Below are 15,669 nucleotides of genomic sequence, written 5' to 3'. Positions count from 1 at the left end.
TTTCATTGATCCATTGCGCAATACGTTTATTATACCCAATTGTACGGAGAATTATCGCCTAACCCTAAATAGAAGAACACACTCCCTCATTCTCCTTTTATTCATTTCCATCAGCCAAAAAAGAGAGGCATACTTCCATTGAAGTGTGCCTCTCTTCGGGGACTTCCCCACATCCGATACTATTCTAAATTCCTTTTGCCTCAAATCGTTTTAAATCATCGCGATGCCCCATGGCGACGAGCACATCGTCCAACTTCACTTGATCATCCGGCATCGGCGCGACATTTACTTCGTCCCCTCGCTTGATGGCGAGAATCGTGCATTGGTATCTCGCCCGGATGTCCAGCTCCAGCAAGCTTTGATCCATCAATTTCTCTGAAGCCACCAGCTCCACGATGCTATAGTCTTCCGATAAATCGATGTAATCCACGACCTTTTCCGAATCCATATGATGGGCGATGCGGATGCCCATCTCTTTTTCGGGCTGGATGACGCGATCCGCCCCGACTTTCTCAAGGATCATCTGGTGCTGCAGGTCTTTCGCTTTGACCCATACGAGCGGAACGCCGATTTCCTTAAGCATCAATGTGCATAATACACTCGTCTGCATATTCTCGCCGATCGCCACGACCGCATGTTCAAAATTGCGCACACCGAGTTCCCTCAAGCTCGCCTCGTCAGTCGCATTCGCCACCGCTGCATGGGAAGAAAAATTGCGCATCAAGTCTACGCGTTCCGGCGATGAATCGATTGCCATGACATCATGTCCCAGTTTGAACAGCTCTTTGCAGATGCTGCTGCCAAATCTTCCAAGGCCGATCACGATAAATTGCTTCTTCAAATCAGTTCCTCATTTCCATATCCCGCTAAAAAAGTTCCGCACAAGAACAAAGCTTGCTCAGCCCTTGATGAACCTTCGTTTAAATTCCGTGTCAGCCCTGATTTCTCTATAGGCTTTCATGGTCAATTGACTAAAATCTACATCTGTTGATGACTATTGTCAATATATTAACAATAGAAAGTTTTTTGCCATCTTTACCCTTTAAAAAGCAATTAAGCATTGATTCTTTGCACGAAAAAAGATCGGCCCCGTTTAACGGTGCCGATCATTTACTCGCTCTATTCTGTCAGGTCTGGACAGGGTTCCCCAAGCCTTTATGGATCGTCACTTGGTGAGGGAAAGGGATTTCGATGCTGTTCGCATCCAGCGCTTCTTTGATCGCTTTGCGCAGTTCGCGCTCGACTCCCCATTGTTCCCCGCTTTTCGCTTTGGCAATGATGCGCAGCGTGACATCCGATGCACCGAATGCTTGCACGCCGATGACATCCGGCCCTTCGACGATAGCCGCATTGTCTTTCGCGACTTTTTCACATACCGTCTTCAGCACGGCCATCGCTTCGTCGATGTTTTCGTCATACGATACGCCAATATCGACAAGTGCACGCATATTCCCGCGCGAATGGTTGCTGACGGTCGTGATATCGCGGTTCGGGATGAAATTTAAGGTGCCGTCGAAGCTGCGGATTTGCGTTGTCCGCAGCCCGACTGATTCTACTACGCCGTCGATTGCGCCGACCGTTACATAATCGTTGACGTCAATCTGTTTCTCCAGCAACAGGAAGAAACCGGTGACCACGTCGCTGACAAGGCCCTGTGCGCCGAAACCGATCGCCAGGCCGACGATTCCCGCGCCGGCGATGAGGCTGGCGACGGACAGCCCGAAGATATTGAACAATGTGGCGACCAATACGAAAACCAGCGCATAAGAAAAGACGTTCTCGGATAGGGAGCGAAGCGTCAATGCACGGCCGCTTGTCACATCACCTTTTTTCGTCAACCGGTCAAACGAGCGGTTGATCAACTTTTTCCCGATTGCCCGGACAATCGCAAACGCAATGATGATCCCGATGACTTGAGCGGCAATGATTCCCGCTTCGACTAATAAGTGTCCCCAATCAATATCGATAAAATCAAACAAACAATCATTCCTTTCACATTCTTGCACCGCTTTCAATAGAACCCAATCGGCGCAGTACCTATGTATTTTCCTGTTTCTTTATAACACACTTCCACGGCGCATTTCATTCATCCGACTTGAACTTCCCTTGTTTTAATGCGTTTTTTTCAATTTTCACCATTGGAGCGCTTACATTTCCCGTGGAGGTTTCACGCCTGTTTCAAGTGGTAGATAAAGGGAGGAACCAACTATTACCAAACTGAGGAGAGATTGAAATGGCGAATATCCCAAATCCTAGAACACAATACACGACGGAAGACTTTCCGAAACAATACCAGGAAGCCCCTGGCGTACAAAACCAAATGACGCCGGTGCCGGACTGCGGCGAGAAGACGTATAAAGGTTCGGGCAAGCTCGAGGGCCGCAAAGCTTTAGTTACCGGCGGCGATTCCGGGATCGGCCGCGCTGCTGCCATCGCTTACGCGAGAGAAGGCGCAGACGTCGCGATCAATTACTTGCCGGCGGAGCAATCCGATGCCGATGAAGTGAAACAATTGATCGAAGCGGAAGGCCGCAAAGCCGTCTTGATCCCTGGTGACTTGAGCAACGAAGCGTTCAACAAGGAAATGGTTGAAAAAGCGAACACCGAACTTGGCGGATTGGACATTTTGGCACTCGTTGCCGGCAAGCAGCAAGCCGTCAAAGACATTGCTGACCTTCCGACAGAACAGCTCGAAAAAACATTCCAAGTCAATGTCTACTCCATGTACTGGACAGTGAAAGCGGCGCTTCCATACCTTCCAGAAGGCGCGTCGATCATCACGACGAGCTCGGTTGAAGGCTTTGACCCAAGCCCGATGCTGCTCGATTATTCAGCAACGAAATTCGCGATCATCGGCTTCACGAAATCCTTGTCCAAACAATTGGCGGACAAAGGCATCCGTGTCAACTCGGTCGCGCCAGGCCCAATCTGGACAGCGCTTCAAATTTCCGGCGGACAGCCGCAGGAAAACATTCCTGAATTCGGCAAAGGCACACCAGAGACGCCAATCGGCCGCGCAGGACAACCGGCAGAACTTGCTTCCGTATACGTATTCCTCGCTTCCATCGAATCGAGCTATGTTACGGGACAAATCTACAGCATCACAGGCGGCATGACGACCGCTTAAGTTTATATTTCAAAAACGTGGGGCACCGAATCAATCGGTGCCCCACGTTTTTTCATTAAATATTTTTCAGCCACGTCATCAGGCGCAAAATCTCGAAGGGTTCTGCCCATGTGATGACAAAAAGAATGACGAAAAAAACTGAGAGCGACCAAACCTTCAATTGGCCCGGCTCTCTTTTCAACACGGCAATGAAAACGGTGCCCGCCGCTCCAAACAGCAGCAGGAAACCGATAAGTGCAAGCGGCTCGGAATACCCAGAGATCAAACGGTTGAGCATGAGCAATAGACTTCCCAAAATGACGAGTCCAATTGAATATTTACTGAACATCTCATCTCCCCCTTTTTCAAGAAAGCCCGCTGTTAATCATCACGGCGCAAAACCGTAGTAGAACAGGATATGTGCATAAAAACCGAAGAACCCGACTACCAAAGTCATCAGGACAAATAACACCATCATGATGATTTTGGAAATTTTGCCGATATCAAGCCGCCATACACCTTTATAGACCTGCACCCATAGCGCAACGACGAATGGAACGACCATCAATAGATAGAAGATCGCGAGGCCGTTCCCAAAGACATCGAAATAATCCCGGTTCACACTGTCGCTGGTCCTGAAATAACGGCTCATCCCAAAAAAGAACGCGAGAAACGACAATTGCACCGCAAGCCCGTAGAAAAACAAAGGTACCCTGAATTTCCCTAGGTTTCGCAGTATCCACAAGACTACGCAGTACAGGAGGGCTATTAGAATGGCTATGTAAAAACTGAATGGATAAAAGATATGAACACGTCCTTCTTCCCGCTTACTTTACCAAAGCGGTTCGTCTTCCTCTGTCAATTCGACTAAAAATGGGTAGGCAGCTATAACGATGACTCCACTAGCGATGATCAGCAGGAATATCGTAACGAACGAAAGATTAAATAAAACCCCGAAAAGCATAGCCAATGGCGTCAGAAAGTTGGTAAGACCGGCCCTTTTTTTCGATTGGGTAGTAAGCAATTGCTTTTTCCCGCAGTAGGGGCAAATCATTCCCGTATCCAATGTGAACATCTTTTTGACCGTCTGCTTCCAACTCCATTGCTTGTGGCAATTTTGACAAATCGGCATGGACTCCCTCCTAGTGAGCTTTTTTAAATTCATATTCTTTAAGACCTTGTCCTTATTAGACTAACAGAGATAACCAAAAATTCCCACAACACAAATTCCAATTAACTGGGTTTCGCTGTTTCAGTTAAGAGCTCTCTCGAATCTATCTTCACTGAAAAAAAAAGCAAGAACTGGATGCCAGTTCTTGCTCTTGATACGGTTAATTCATATAGCGATGTTTTCTCAAGCTGTTCAAATTGGCGATTTCTTGCAGGAGCTCTTGCCCGATATTCGTCTCCCTCACCTTTTTACGCTCGAGTTCCTCGTCGACCAATCGTTTGATCGACAAGACATCGGTACCGTTTTGCAATACTTCTTCCTTGGAATTGAAGCGCTGATGGGCGACGAGCTGCATGCCGTAGGAATTGTACAGAAGCGTATAGCCCGCGATTCCAGTCGTCGACTGATAGGCTTTCGAAAACCCGCCGTCGATGACGATCATTTTGCCGTTCGCTTTGATCGGATCCTCGCCGTCCCGTTCCTTGACCGGCGTATGCCCGTTGATGATGCGGCCATGGTCGGGATTCAGGTCGAATTCCGCAAGCATCTTGCGGCACATGTCTTCGTCTTCACGCAAATGGTAATACGGGTTTTTCCGTTCTTTATGCGTTTCTTTATCCTTGATGAAGTAACGTTCGAACGTCGTCATCTCGCGTTTGCCGAACAGCGAGGAATTTTCGCCTGTCCATTGGTACCACACCATGTCGGTCGCGAAATCGTCGGTTTCTTCCGGATGCGCGAATGCATAGCGGAGATACTCTTCGAAGACATCGAGCAGTTTCCGCCCTGCATAGCTTTCGCCTTCGATGTCCATTTTCTTCATATCGCCATTCTCTTCGAGCGGGATGCAGCCGTGAATCAGCAAATTGCCGTTGTATTGGAGATACAGGCTGCCTTTTTTCATGAGGAAGTTCATATGCCGCGACAGTTTCTCGGAATGCTGGATGGAGAACAGCAATTTATCGATCACTTGTTGCTCTTCCTCAAGCAAGCGGTCAGGATGTTCCGGGTCGACCGTTGCGAAGCACGTGTTCTCAAGCGGATAGGTTTTGCCGTGGATCGTCGCTTCGTTTTTATCGTAATCGACTTTCTCCAATAGCAAGCGGTCTTCCATCGCGAAGCAAGAGCGCCGTTTGATGATCGGGCTTTCCAATTTAAACTGGATGATCGAAATCGCCTGGTGGATCTTGGTGATTTGCAGCTGTTCCTGATCCGTCAAATATTCACCGGAAATCCGCTTCGGGTGGAAGGCCGGATTGTCTTCGTAATATTTCTCCGCCAGATTCAACAGCGGCCGCAGATTGATGCCGTACACATCCTCGATGATGTCCAGGTTATTATAGCGCGCACAGATGCGGATGATGTTCGCGAGGCAGACTTTGGAGCCGGAGTAGGCGCCGATCCACAGGACGTCGTGGTTGCCCCATTGGATGTCGACGGAATGGTAGTCGATGAGCGTATCCATGATCTTATGCGGATCCGGCCCCCGGTCGTAAATATCGCCGACGACGTGCAGATGGTCGACCGTCAGCCGCTGCATCGTATAGGCCAGCCCGACGATCAGCTTGTCCACTTGCCCCAGGGTAATGATCTGCTCGAGCATTTTCGCGTAATAATCCTTCTTGTTGGTGAACTCATCGGTCTTGTACAAGAGCTCTTCGATGATGTAGACGAATTGCTTCGGCAAAGCTTTGCGCAATTTGGAGCGCGTGTATTTGGACGAGGCGTAAGACACCAGCTTCAAAAGCCGCTCGATTGTATCGATGTACCATTCCTTCAATTCTTTCTTGCTGCTGAAATGGTTTTTGATCAGGCTCAATTTCTCTTCCGGATAATAGACGAGCGTCGCGAATTCATTCAGCTCTTCTTCACTCATCTCGTTCTTGAACAGATCCCTGATTTTCACTTTGACATTGCCGGAGCCGTTGCGCAGCACATGCTGGAATGCCTGGTACTCGCCGTGGAGATCGCTGACGAAATGCTCCGTCCCTTTCGGCAAATTCAAGATGGCTTCCAGGTTGATGATCTCCGTCGCCACTTTTTCTTCACTATCGTATTTTTCTGCCAGTAGATCCAAGTATTTTGAACTGATCATGCGGAATCCTCCTTCAAGTAATATGTCTTAATTGAATTCAATTGAAAGCAAATTCCTGAAAAGCGTAATGATCAAACGGGTATGTGGAAGGAATTTCTCTATATTCCCAGTCTATAGCAGTTTCCGCGAAGGCTCTAGTATTAATTGCAGGACGGCAGGAAATTGGAAGGCCGTTGATACTTGATTACCAAACTGGTGAACTATAAACTTTTCATTCCTAAAAGTTTAGCGTGATCCACCCATTTACGGGTAAGGAGGGATAACAGGAAATAACTTTCAATGGAAAGGATTTGTTATGACACAATCTCTTATCAGCTTGCTCATTCTTGGTTTTATCGTGATAACTCACATTCTAGTTTGGAAATGGGCCGCTTATATCCAAGAAAAATATGCCGACGATGCCAGAAAGAGGCGAATTGCTGGGGGCATCCTTTTTATGTCCGTTGCTGCATTGTTCGGTTTGTCCGCGCTCTTTCTCATACAATCTTCTTTTTAAAAATCGCGAAATCAAGAAAAGAAAGGACATGGCACAGCTTTTTATTTCAAACTTCTCGATAAGTGTCATGTAAAAGCTTTAATAGGTACATAGTTACTATTTTAATGCAACATACTGGAATTATAATAAGAAAAAAACTGAAAAAGGCAAACTTACCTGAAAAGGAAGGACGCAAAGCCATGAGCCTACCCACTGCCCGCACAGTGTACGGTTGTCAGGTTGCCAGGCACCCATTCTGTGGACCTCGGCTGACAGAATGGAGGAAAAGAATATGTTGAAGAAAGCGGCGATGTTGATGTTCGCGATGTCCCTTATGTTAGCGTTAAGCCATGCAGAAAACGTACAGGCAAGCGGCGATGCGCCTGATACCCGTGCCACTTGGCTATGGAATCCGTGGATGTTCGTGGAAGATGAAGCAGCTGTGCTCACTTTTCTCGAAAATAAAAACGTCAATAAAGTCTATGTGCAAATCGATCGGGACATTCCTAAAAATACGTACCGCAGTTTTGTCACGCAAGCGCATGCACGCGGCATAGCCGCATTTGCACTCGATGGAGCACCGGCCTGGGTTGCGCCAAAAGGCTATACGAACCAGAACATGTTGATGAACTGGCTGGGTAATTATCAAAGCGGATCGACACAACAGGCAGTTTTTGATGGAATCCATTTGGATGTGGAGCCTTATTTATACAGCGGATGGAATTCAAACCGCGCCGCTACTGTGAAATCCTATCAATCGCTTCTGCAAAGAGCCGCAGTGAGCTCTGCACAGTTGAACTTACCGCTCGAAGCCGACATGCCATTTTGGTTCGACGAGATCTCTTATAAAAATACGTTCGGCAGCGGGTTATTGGCCGAATGGGTGATCGCCAATACGGACGGAGTGACATTGATGGCTTACCGGGATTCCGCGCCGATGATCATCGATATCGTCAAAACTGAAATTGCCATGGCCGAAAAATACGGCAAACATGTGGTAGTGGGCGTAGAAACAGGCGTCACCGATGAAGGCAGCATCATCACTTTTGCCGAAGAAGGCGAAGCGTTCATGAATGTGCAGTTGGCTGAAGTGGCCGCCCATTACTCGGGATACTCCGCCTACGAAGGAATTGCTATCCACCATGTTGGCAGTTGGATGACGCTCAAGCCATGAAAAGATCAGACACTTCTCATGATTTTTGGAAGTGTCTTTTTATTTTTTTCATTTCTGGCACTCTTTTTTGCAAAGAACCTGGAAAGCGTCATTGGAAAGTCATGTTTCAAAGGATAAATCACTTACTCGGAAGCCGATTGATGTTATTCTATAAGTGGAAAATATTATCTATTTAACTATTCAAATGACATATTAATGAACATCATTTTCAAGCCCAAAACTCCGCATATCGTCCCACATCAAGTTCGGGACATTCTTTGAAGGACGGTGAAAGAAATTGGCCCAAACAGATTATAAAGCTTTACTTGCTACACGAATGGAACGGGATTTCTCGAAATGGGCTGCTCAAGGCACAATTCCAGAACGCGAAGTCTACCGGTTTTTGCATACGATGAAAGGCACTGCCGGAACGATTGGCATGATGGAACTGTCCGATTTTTGCGCACGCGAGCTGGATGCTTTCTCAGAACACAGCACCGAGTTGCTTGCTGTCGATTTGCTGGCAGGATTCATGTCTTCATTCCGAAATTATTTTGCAGCTGACGAGCCTGCAAGCCAACAAGAGACCGAGTTGGAGGCGCCGGAAAGCAAAGCCTCGAGTGAAGAAGCCCTCGTATTGGTCATCGATTCCGATGCTGAATTCGCCGCGAAGCTCAAAGAGACATTGGAGCCTAAAGGCATTCCTGTCGTCATCGCTTTGAATGGCCAAAAAGGCACGGAATTATTTTACACATTGCATCCGCAGATGGTGTTATTGGATGCGAAGCTGCCGGATGTTGACGGCTTCAGCCTGGCCGAAAGAATTGCCGAAGCCGGCAGAAGCCGCCACCTTCCCCTCGCCGTCATGAGTGAAGATGACCGGATCGATCACCATATCCGGGCAATGGAAGTCGGCGCCACCGATTTTTTGGTCAAGCCATTGAATATGGCGTATTTCCTTCCCTATTTAGCCAATCGCCTGCGTGGCCAGGAAATCATCTTGCAAGGCACGCGAATTGATGAATTGACCGGAGCCGGAAATCGCCAAGCCTTTGATGAGGTCCTGCTGCAAATGACCAATCTCGCTGAAAGAACCGGCAAGCCGTTTACATTGGCCTTGCTCGATTTGGACCATTTCAAGAAAATCAATGATGACCACGGGCATTCAGTGGGAGATGAGGTTTTACGTTCCTTCAGCCAGTTTGTGTTGAACTTGAAACGTGAATCGGACTCGTTCTTCCGCTATGGCGGAGAGGAATTCGCCTTGATTCTACCCGAGACCAAGCCGCAGGAAGCTGCCGCATTCATCGATCGCCTGCATAAGGCACTATCTGAAACGGAATTCGCTATTCACGCCAACGCCCCGATTCGCTTGACCTTCTCCGCAGGAGTCAGCGAATACCGGCTCAAGCAGGAAACGATTGTCAATAAAGCCGATAAAGCTTTGTATCAAGCCAAGCGAAACGGGCGCAACCAGACGATGGTTTATGAATCCGAAGAACATGACTTGAAACGCAAACTGAATATTGTCATTGTCGACGACGACTCACTCGTGCGCAAATTGGTCGCCAAGCAATTTTCCAATTGGAAAGCGGAGGATTTCGATATCCAGATCGAAGAATACGCAGACGGTCTCGCGCTGGTCGATTCCGACTGGTACCGTCCGGATGAGAATTACATGATCCTGCTGGACGGCGTCATGCCAAAAATGGACGGGCTGGAAGTGCTGAGCCATGTGCGCTCGCAATATCCGCACGACAATATCGTCGTGTCCATGCTCACGTCCCGCAACAACGAATCCGATATCGTCTTGGCCTTGAAGAGCGGAGCCGATGATTACATCGTCAAACCGTTTTATGCACAGGAAGTCGTAGCCCGTGTACAGCGGCTCACGAAGAGGATGTTCCAGTGAACTTATCCCATTTCTGGATCCTCATTGCCTCCCTGTTCCTCGGCCAATTGCTTCTCTTGTTGATCTTAGCTTGGCGCAAGCAGCGTTCGAATAAACGGGAAGCCGCAATCAACGGCCAATACGATGCCTTAACTGATTCATTCAGCTCTTATATGATGGACCCTTCAGACGAACGGTTCATCGAAGAATTGAAAGCTTCCCCTTACCATTTGGTCGTGCTGGAACGCTTATTGAACCATTACGTATCCGTCACCAAGGGTGGCGCTGATTCGCCTGCTGTCTCACGCCTGTCGGAAGAGTTCCTTTCCAAGCGCTATATGAAGCTCCTCAAGCGCGGAAACTGGGCGATGCGAATGAATACTTTATATTTCATCGAAGACTTTCGGATGGAGTCGCTCGTTCCACAGCTAAAGGAAAAATTAGCGAAAAGTTCCCGGCTCGACCAGGAGACGCAGCAATTGATCCGCACGCTCGCTTCTTTGAATGAGACGGTGGCCATTGAGGCGCTTGCGAAATACCCCGATGCCCCCGCCCGTCTGTATATCGATGTTTTCAAACGGTTGGACGAACTGACGAAACTGGACGAGTTGAATGCTGCTTTAAACGAAGAAAATAACAACCAGACGTTGAAACATTCTGCTGTTTCCTATATCGGCATGGCCGGCATGACGCTGTTTCTTCCCCGCGTTGAAGAAGAATTGCAGAACCCCGAGATGGAGATGCGCATTCAGGCACTGAAAGCGATCCTTCACCTGCAATACATGAATTCCCCAAGCGCCCTTGCGCCGTTTTTCGAGTCGACCGCTTGGCCTGAGCGCATGTTCGCTGCCCAAATTGCCGGAAAGCTGCAATTGTCGCGCTATAAGGAAATGCTCAGTGAGCTGCTCGGGGACCCGGTGTGGTGGGTCCGCTACTCATCAGCCGAAGCCTTGACCCAGTTTTCTGAAGGGGATATCGTGCTTACCCATCTCGCAGAAAGCCATCCCGACCGCTATGCACGCGACATGGCGAATCAATGGAAAACCTCCCTTTTAGGAAGTGAACAATAATGCAGGAAGTAGCGCTGATTTTATCCTATATCGTCATCGCCTATATGCTTTTTTCAAGCCTGAGCTATCTCGGGCTCTTTGCGCTTGCATACGGGAAAGTCAAAAAAGAAAATAAGCTCGATAAGCGAGAGTCTACAGAAGATTTTTTAAGAAACCAATCGACTTATCCGGTGTCGATCCTAGTGCCTGCGTACAATGAAGAAGTCGGCGTTGTCAGCACGGTGCGTTCGCTATTGGCACTGGAATACCCCGAAAAAGAAATCATCGTCATTGATGATGGCTCGAAAGACAGCACATCGCTGCGCATGATTGAAGAATTCAAGATGAAAAAAATTCCTTTCGCCGTCCGCACACACATCGAGACCGCGGAAGTCGAGGCCATTTACCAATCCTCGATCTTCCCTTATATCCGCCTCATCAAAAAAGCAAACGGCGGCAAGGCAGATGCGTTGAACGCCGGGGTCAATCTCTCTTCCTTCCCTTACTTCTGTGCGATTGATGGAGATTCCATTTTGGAAAACGACGGCTTGTTAAAATGCATGAAACCGATTATCGAATCAGACGGCCAAATTATCGTCACCGGCGGATCTGTCCGAATCGCCAACGGCTCGACCATCTCCAGAAGCAAAGTGGAAATTGTCGGCTTGCCGAAAAGCCCGATCGTCCTCATGCAGATCGTCGAGTATTTCCGCGCCTTCTTGATCGGCCGCCTGGCATTAAGCCATTTGAATATTTTGCTGATCGTTTCCGGGGCTTTCGGCGTCTTTAACAAAGAACGCGTCATCCAAGCCGGTGGCTACAATAAGAACACCGTCGGCGAAGATATGGAATTGGTCGTCCGGCTGCACCGTTTGCTGAGGGAAGAAAAATCCAAGCAGCGCATTGAATATATCCCAGACCCTGTCTGCTGGACAGAAGCCCCTGAATCACTGGAAGTGCTCAGGTCTCAGCGGATCCGCTGGCAGCGCGGGCTGCTTGAAACTTTGTGGAATCACAGAAAAATGATGCTCAATCCGAAATACGGCTCGATCGGTTTGTTTTCGATGCCTTATTTCCTGTTTGTCGAATTGCTCGGCGCCGTATTCGAATTTATCGGCTACTTCATCATTTTTGGCGGCTTTTTCTTCTCATTGGTCGATCCGCAAGTCGCCGGCGTCATGTTCTTGGTGACGGTGTTCTACGGCTCGCTCATTTCGGCACTTGCTGTATTATTAGAAGAATTAACGCTCCACAAATACCCGAAGGTTTCCCATTTGATGCGCCTTTATTTCTGGGCATTGACTGAAGCCTTTTGGTACCGCCCGCTTATGGTATTGTGGCGAGTCAGAGGAATTATTGCCACTTTCCAAAAGAAAGCACATTGGGGCGATATGAAACGCAAAGGAATTTCGACTTAATTGCAAGGAGGATACTTATGAAGAAAATATTAGTCGCAGATGATGAAGATATTTTGCGCATCCTGATCGCGGATACATTGGAAGATGACTTCCTGATTGAAGAGGCTGAAGACGGCAAAGAAGCCCTGGAGAAGATCCGGGCTAATGACTACGATTTGGTCGTGCTGGATTATATGATGCCTTACCTCACTGGCATGGAAGTGCTCGAGGAGGTCAGGAAAGACCAAAACGACACGAAAGTGTTGATGCTGACAGCAAAAGCGCAAGACGCGGACCGCGAAAAAGCCATCTTGAACGGGGCGGATTATTTTATGTCCAAGCCCTTCAGTCCGATGGAACTATTGGCGCTTGTGGAAGATATATTGGTGTCATAAAAAAAACGACCAGCCCTTATCTTATGGGCTGGTCGTTTTTTTATGTTGTATACTATTTCTCAGCTCTCCGGCTCGTCGTCCAGGCCGTATGTGGCGTAGAAGATGACGCCGTTTTGCTCCTGTCCGTTTTGCAGGTTTTTCATCACTTTCGATAAGTTCACCGGAGCATACGGTTTGGTCAGGTAATGATTGATCTTGCTGATTTTACTGGCATCGGTTGATGGATCGAGTGCAGAAGAGATGACGATCGGGATATTCTGTGTCGCCGGGTCTTCTTTCATCATATCGACCAGGTCCCAGCCGCTCAATTCCTCGCCGAGCATGATATCCACGACAGCGCCGACCAAAGGCGTGCGCTTCGCTTCTTTAAATGCTTCTTTCGGTGAAGTATGGTAAATCACTTTAAAGCCGTTGAGTTTCAGCTCTTCCGATAACAACAGCGCGAGGCTCATATCGTCTTCCACAATCATCACAGGCGGATTTTCTTCCGCGCCTTCCTGTGTGGCATATTCCTGCATGCCGGACACAAGCGGCAATTCGAAGTGGATGGTCGTGCCCTGTCTTTCCTGTGATTCGATCCAAATCTTGCCGTCGTGCTTGACAATGATTTCCTGGCATATCGCAAGGCCCAGCCCGGTTCCGCCGATTTTGCGGCGTGAACTATTGTCGATGCGCTGGAATTTGGAGAACAGCTTCGGAATGTCTTCAGCTGGAATGCCGATTCCTTCGTCCTGGATAGATACGCGCAAGTGATTCGCATGGTTTTTCATGCAGATGGTCACGTTGCCGCCTTCCGGGGAAAACTTGATGGCATTGCCGACCAGGTTCATCAATACTTGGGCGAGACGTTCTCGGTCCCCTTCCACTTTCACATCCGATGCATCGTCGATCAAAACGACAGAATGCGTCGACTGCGTCCTGAATTTTTCTGCCGCTTCGATGACTAGCTCATTCATCGACAGCTTATCCATCCGGTACACTTGGTCACCGGATTCCATCCGCTGCAAATCCAAAAAGTCGTTGATCAAATTGGTCAGGCGCATCGCTTCTTTATAGATCGTCTTCAAATAACGCACTTGCTTGTCCGGTTTCAATTCCTTATTAAGAAGCAGCTCCGTAAACCCAAGCACACTGGAAAGCGGCGTCCGCAGCTCGTGGCTGACAGTGCTGACCAGTTCGGACTTCATCTTGTCGACTTCGTGCTCTCTCGTGATGTCGCGGTGAACAAAAATCGTGCCCGTCCGTTCACCGTCAACGATGACCGGCGTGCTATAGACATCGATGACCCGTTCATAAGGGGCTTTGACCGTATATTGGAAGGTCTTCGCTTCACTTTCTTTGTTGCGGATGCACATGGTGAGGAACTCAGCCATCGCTTCTGGAGCAGTCGTTTGTTCCGCCATCCGGTGGACCCATTCGTTTTGTGGAATCACTGCATCCAGCGATGCATTTCCGCAGCTCAGCATCGTGCACATCGTTTCATTGCGCTGCACCATGCTGCCATTTTTTGCAATGAACTGGATGCCTTCATTGATATTATTGACGATGCGTTCGTTCAATGTCCGTTCATGGATTGCCGCGTCGTACAATTGGATCCGGTCGATTGCCAAATGGATGCGTTTCAACAATCCGTCGATATCGGCTTCTTCCTCTTTTGAAAAGGCTCTGCCGACGCGCGACAAACCAATCAGCGCGATGCCTTCGTTTTGCTCATTTTTTACAGATGCGTATAAATCATGAATATAGACCGGCCCGTCCACAAAGCCTTTTTGCTCCAGCGCTTCCCTTGTGACCGTAAAGGATTCATCTTCTTTCAAACGGGCCGATAGATAAGGGATTTGCTGCTCCTGGAATTGCTCGAACATGTTCTCCGTGAAGCCCTTGAGCGCGTATTCGCCAGAACCCGGCAGCCAGAGCACGCCCGTATCGATCTCGTAGGTATCGGTAAAGTACTTGAGCGTGGCATTGATCAATTTCTGTTTATCCAATGTAAACGACAGGATATGGTTCAAATCGTTGAAGCGGATCAAGCGGTCTTTCGTCTTTCCGGTTTCTTCCAGTGCCTCTTGCAGTTCTGCCTGCTTTTCCTGCAGCTGGCCCTTGTTCACCAATAATGCCTGGTTTTGGGCAGTAAGGTCTTCCTGATTTTCGCGGATGGTATTCATCATCCGGTAAAAAGTCATCGACAATAAGCCGATCTCATCTTTCCGTTCGATAGGAGCGTAAGACATTTGCTCGCCATTGCCGAACCCTTCGATGGATTCGCGCATGCCTTCCAACGGCTTGACGATATCATTCATGGCCCGATAAATGATCAAGGCCGTGGTAATGAACAGCAGGATGAACAATAAAATCAACGCAAACGAAAAATTCTCCGACTGCCTGATCATGTCTTCGTTCAATTGTTCCAATTCTGCTTCGGATGCGGTTTTGTATTCGTCGGCAAAAGCGACAAATTCATTTACTGCAGCATTGGTGCCATCATTGGACAGGTTCCTCAACGCTTGATAATCATCGTTTTGTACCGCTTCAAGCGCATTGGGAAATACTTGTTGCTCGAATGTCGCTATAAATATAGACAAATCCGAAATTTCCTGTTGTTCTTCATTCGTAATCGACAAACTTTCCAGCCTTTCAATCGCGCTCTTCAAGATTTCCAGCTCTACATACGCCAGTCTCAGCTCTTCCTGATTTTGAAAAGCATAATACCCTCTTGTGCGGAAAAAAAGCTGATTTAAGGCTTCGGAAAGCCCTTGCAGCGTCTCCTGCTTTTCTGTGAGCTGATCGTATTCCGCCTGCTTATCCTCCTGTTGTTTGTTCATGTAGAAATATATTCCGGCAATCAATAATGAACAAACAAGCAAAGAAGATAATGTTAATCGAAGATATTTATGCCTGATGCCTTTTTCCGATGATTTATGCATGATGCCCCGCCCC

At 48.2% G+C, this 15,669-nt stretch carries 13 protein-coding genes and 1 riboswitch; of the genes, 6 read left to right on the top strand and 7 right to left on the bottom strand.

Annotation, left to right across the window (positions count from 1 at the left end; genetic code table 11):
• Positions 1–184: 184 nt before the first annotated feature.
• Positions 185–841, bottom strand: coding sequence for a potassium channel family protein (locus DP119_RS00180; protein ID WP_112229779.1), 657 nt, complete (start codon positions 839–841; stop codon positions 185–187).
• Positions 842–1,127: 286 nt separating this feature from the next.
• Positions 1,128–1,979: a mechanosensitive ion channel family protein gene (locus DP119_RS00175; RefSeq protein ID WP_112229777.1), complete on the bottom strand. Its 852-nt coding sequence runs from the start codon at positions 1,977–1,979 to the stop codon at positions 1,128–1,130.
• 254 nt (positions 1,980–2,233) lie between these two features.
• Here DP119_RS00175 and DP119_RS00170 point away from each other — a divergent pair, with 254 nt between their 5' ends.
• Positions 2,234–3,127, top strand: a complete 894-nt coding sequence (locus DP119_RS00170) for an SDR family oxidoreductase (protein WP_112229775.1) — start codon at positions 2,234–2,236, stop codon at positions 3,125–3,127.
• 55 nt (positions 3,128–3,182) lie between these two features.
• On the opposite strand, the gene DP119_RS00165 is transcribed toward DP119_RS00170, so the two are convergent.
• The 4 genes from DP119_RS00165 to DP119_RS00150 all read right to left on the bottom strand — a co-directional run bounded on the left by DP119_RS00165 (position 3,183) and on the right by DP119_RS00150 (position 6,369).
• Positions 3,183–3,455, bottom strand: coding sequence for a hypothetical protein (locus DP119_RS00165; RefSeq protein ID WP_112229773.1), 273 nt, complete (start codon positions 3,453–3,455; stop codon positions 3,183–3,185).
• A gap of 39 nt (positions 3,456–3,494) precedes the next feature.
• Positions 3,495–3,812: a hypothetical protein gene (locus DP119_RS00160; RefSeq protein ID WP_112229771.1), complete on the bottom strand. Its 318-nt coding sequence runs from the start codon at positions 3,810–3,812 to the stop codon at positions 3,495–3,497.
• 126 nt (positions 3,813–3,938) lie between these two features.
• On the bottom strand, positions 3,939–4,238 hold the full coding sequence (locus DP119_RS00155; RefSeq protein ID WP_112229769.1) for a TIGR04104 family putative zinc finger protein: 300 nt from the start codon (positions 4,236–4,238) through the stop codon (positions 3,939–3,941).
• A 199-nt stretch (positions 4,239–4,437) separates the two neighbouring features.
• Positions 4,438–6,369 carry a fructose-1,6-bisphosphatase gene (locus tag DP119_RS00150; RefSeq protein ID WP_146747860.1) on the bottom strand — a complete coding sequence of 644 codons (1,932 nt, stop codon included), beginning with the start codon at positions 6,367–6,369 and terminating at the stop codon, positions 4,438–4,440.
• Positions 6,370–7,003: 634 nt separating this feature from the next.
• A riboswitch (cyclic di-GMP riboswitch) is annotated at positions 7,004–7,095 on the top strand.
• 44 nt (positions 7,096–7,139) lie between these two features.
• On the opposite strand from DP119_RS00150, the gene DP119_RS00140 reads away from it, so the two are divergent.
• The 5 genes from DP119_RS00140 to DP119_RS00120 all read left to right on the top strand — a co-directional run bounded on the left by DP119_RS00140 (position 7,140) and on the right by DP119_RS00120 (position 12,732).
• Positions 7,140–8,021: an amidase gene (locus DP119_RS00140; RefSeq protein WP_240616343.1), complete on the top strand. Its 882-nt coding sequence runs from the start codon at positions 7,140–7,142 to the stop codon at positions 8,019–8,021.
• A gap of 277 nt (positions 8,022–8,298) precedes the next feature.
• Positions 8,299–9,912, top strand: a complete 1,614-nt coding sequence (locus tag DP119_RS00135) for a diguanylate cyclase (protein WP_112229763.1) — start codon at positions 8,299–8,301, stop codon at positions 9,910–9,912.
• Positions 9,909–10,961: a HEAT repeat domain-containing protein gene (locus DP119_RS00130; RefSeq protein ID WP_112229761.1), complete on the top strand. Its 1,053-nt coding sequence runs from the start codon at positions 9,909–9,911 to the stop codon at positions 10,959–10,961. The genes DP119_RS00135 and DP119_RS00130 overlap by 4 nt, the downstream gene beginning before the upstream one ends.
• Complete coding sequence (locus tag DP119_RS00125) at positions 10,961–12,358, top strand: glycosyltransferase family 2 protein (protein WP_112229759.1); 1,398 nt, start codon at positions 10,961–10,963, stop codon at positions 12,356–12,358. The genes DP119_RS00130 and DP119_RS00125 overlap by 1 nt, the downstream gene beginning before the upstream one ends.
• A 17-nt stretch (positions 12,359–12,375) precedes the next feature.
• Positions 12,376–12,732 (top strand): response regulator transcription factor, encoded by a 357-nt coding sequence (locus tag DP119_RS00120; protein ID WP_112229757.1) that lies wholly within the window; start codon positions 12,376–12,378, stop codon positions 12,730–12,732.
• 59 nt (positions 12,733–12,791) lie between these two features.
• Here the strand turns inward: DP119_RS00120 and DP119_RS00115 are convergent, their stop codons facing one another.
• Positions 12,792–15,554, bottom strand: a complete 2,763-nt coding sequence (locus DP119_RS00115) for an ATP-binding protein (RefSeq protein ID WP_240616342.1) — start codon at positions 15,552–15,554, stop codon at positions 12,792–12,794.
• Positions 15,555–15,669: the final 115 nt, after the last annotated feature.

This window comes from Planococcus maitriensis, from assembly GCF_003289925.1.
GTDB lineage: Bacteria > Bacillota > Bacilli > Bacillales_A > Planococcaceae > Planococcus > Planococcus maitriensis.
This window is presented reverse-complemented; position numbering and strand designations above follow the sequence as displayed.

What these genes read in the sequence shown, in the direction of transcription:
- DP119_RS00170 (WP_112229775.1), top strand. Translation starts at nt 2,234, where the DNA reads ATGGCGAATATCCCAAATCCTAGAACACAATACACGACGGAAGACTTT.
- DP119_RS00165 (WP_112229773.1), bottom strand. Translation starts at nt 3,455, where the DNA reads ATGTTCAGTAAATATTCAATTGGACTCGTCATTTTGGGAAGTCTATTG.
- DP119_RS00155 (WP_112229769.1), bottom strand. Translation starts at nt 4,238, where the DNA reads ATGCCGATTTGTCAAAATTGCCACAAGCAATGGAGTTGGAAGCAGACG.
- DP119_RS00140 (WP_240616343.1), top strand. Translation starts at nt 7,140, where the DNA reads ATGTTGAAGAAAGCGGCGATGTTGATGTTCGCGATGTCCCTTATGTTA.
- DP119_RS00125 (WP_112229759.1), top strand. Translation starts at nt 10,961, where the DNA reads ATGCAGGAAGTAGCGCTGATTTTATCCTATATCGTCATCGCCTATATG.
- DP119_RS00120 (WP_112229757.1), top strand. Translation starts at nt 12,376, where the DNA reads ATGAAGAAAATATTAGTCGCAGATGATGAAGATATTTTGCGCATCCTG.
- DP119_RS00115 (WP_240616342.1), bottom strand. Translation starts at nt 15,554, where the DNA reads ATGAACAAACAACAGGAGGATAAGCAGGCGGAATACGATCAGCTCACA.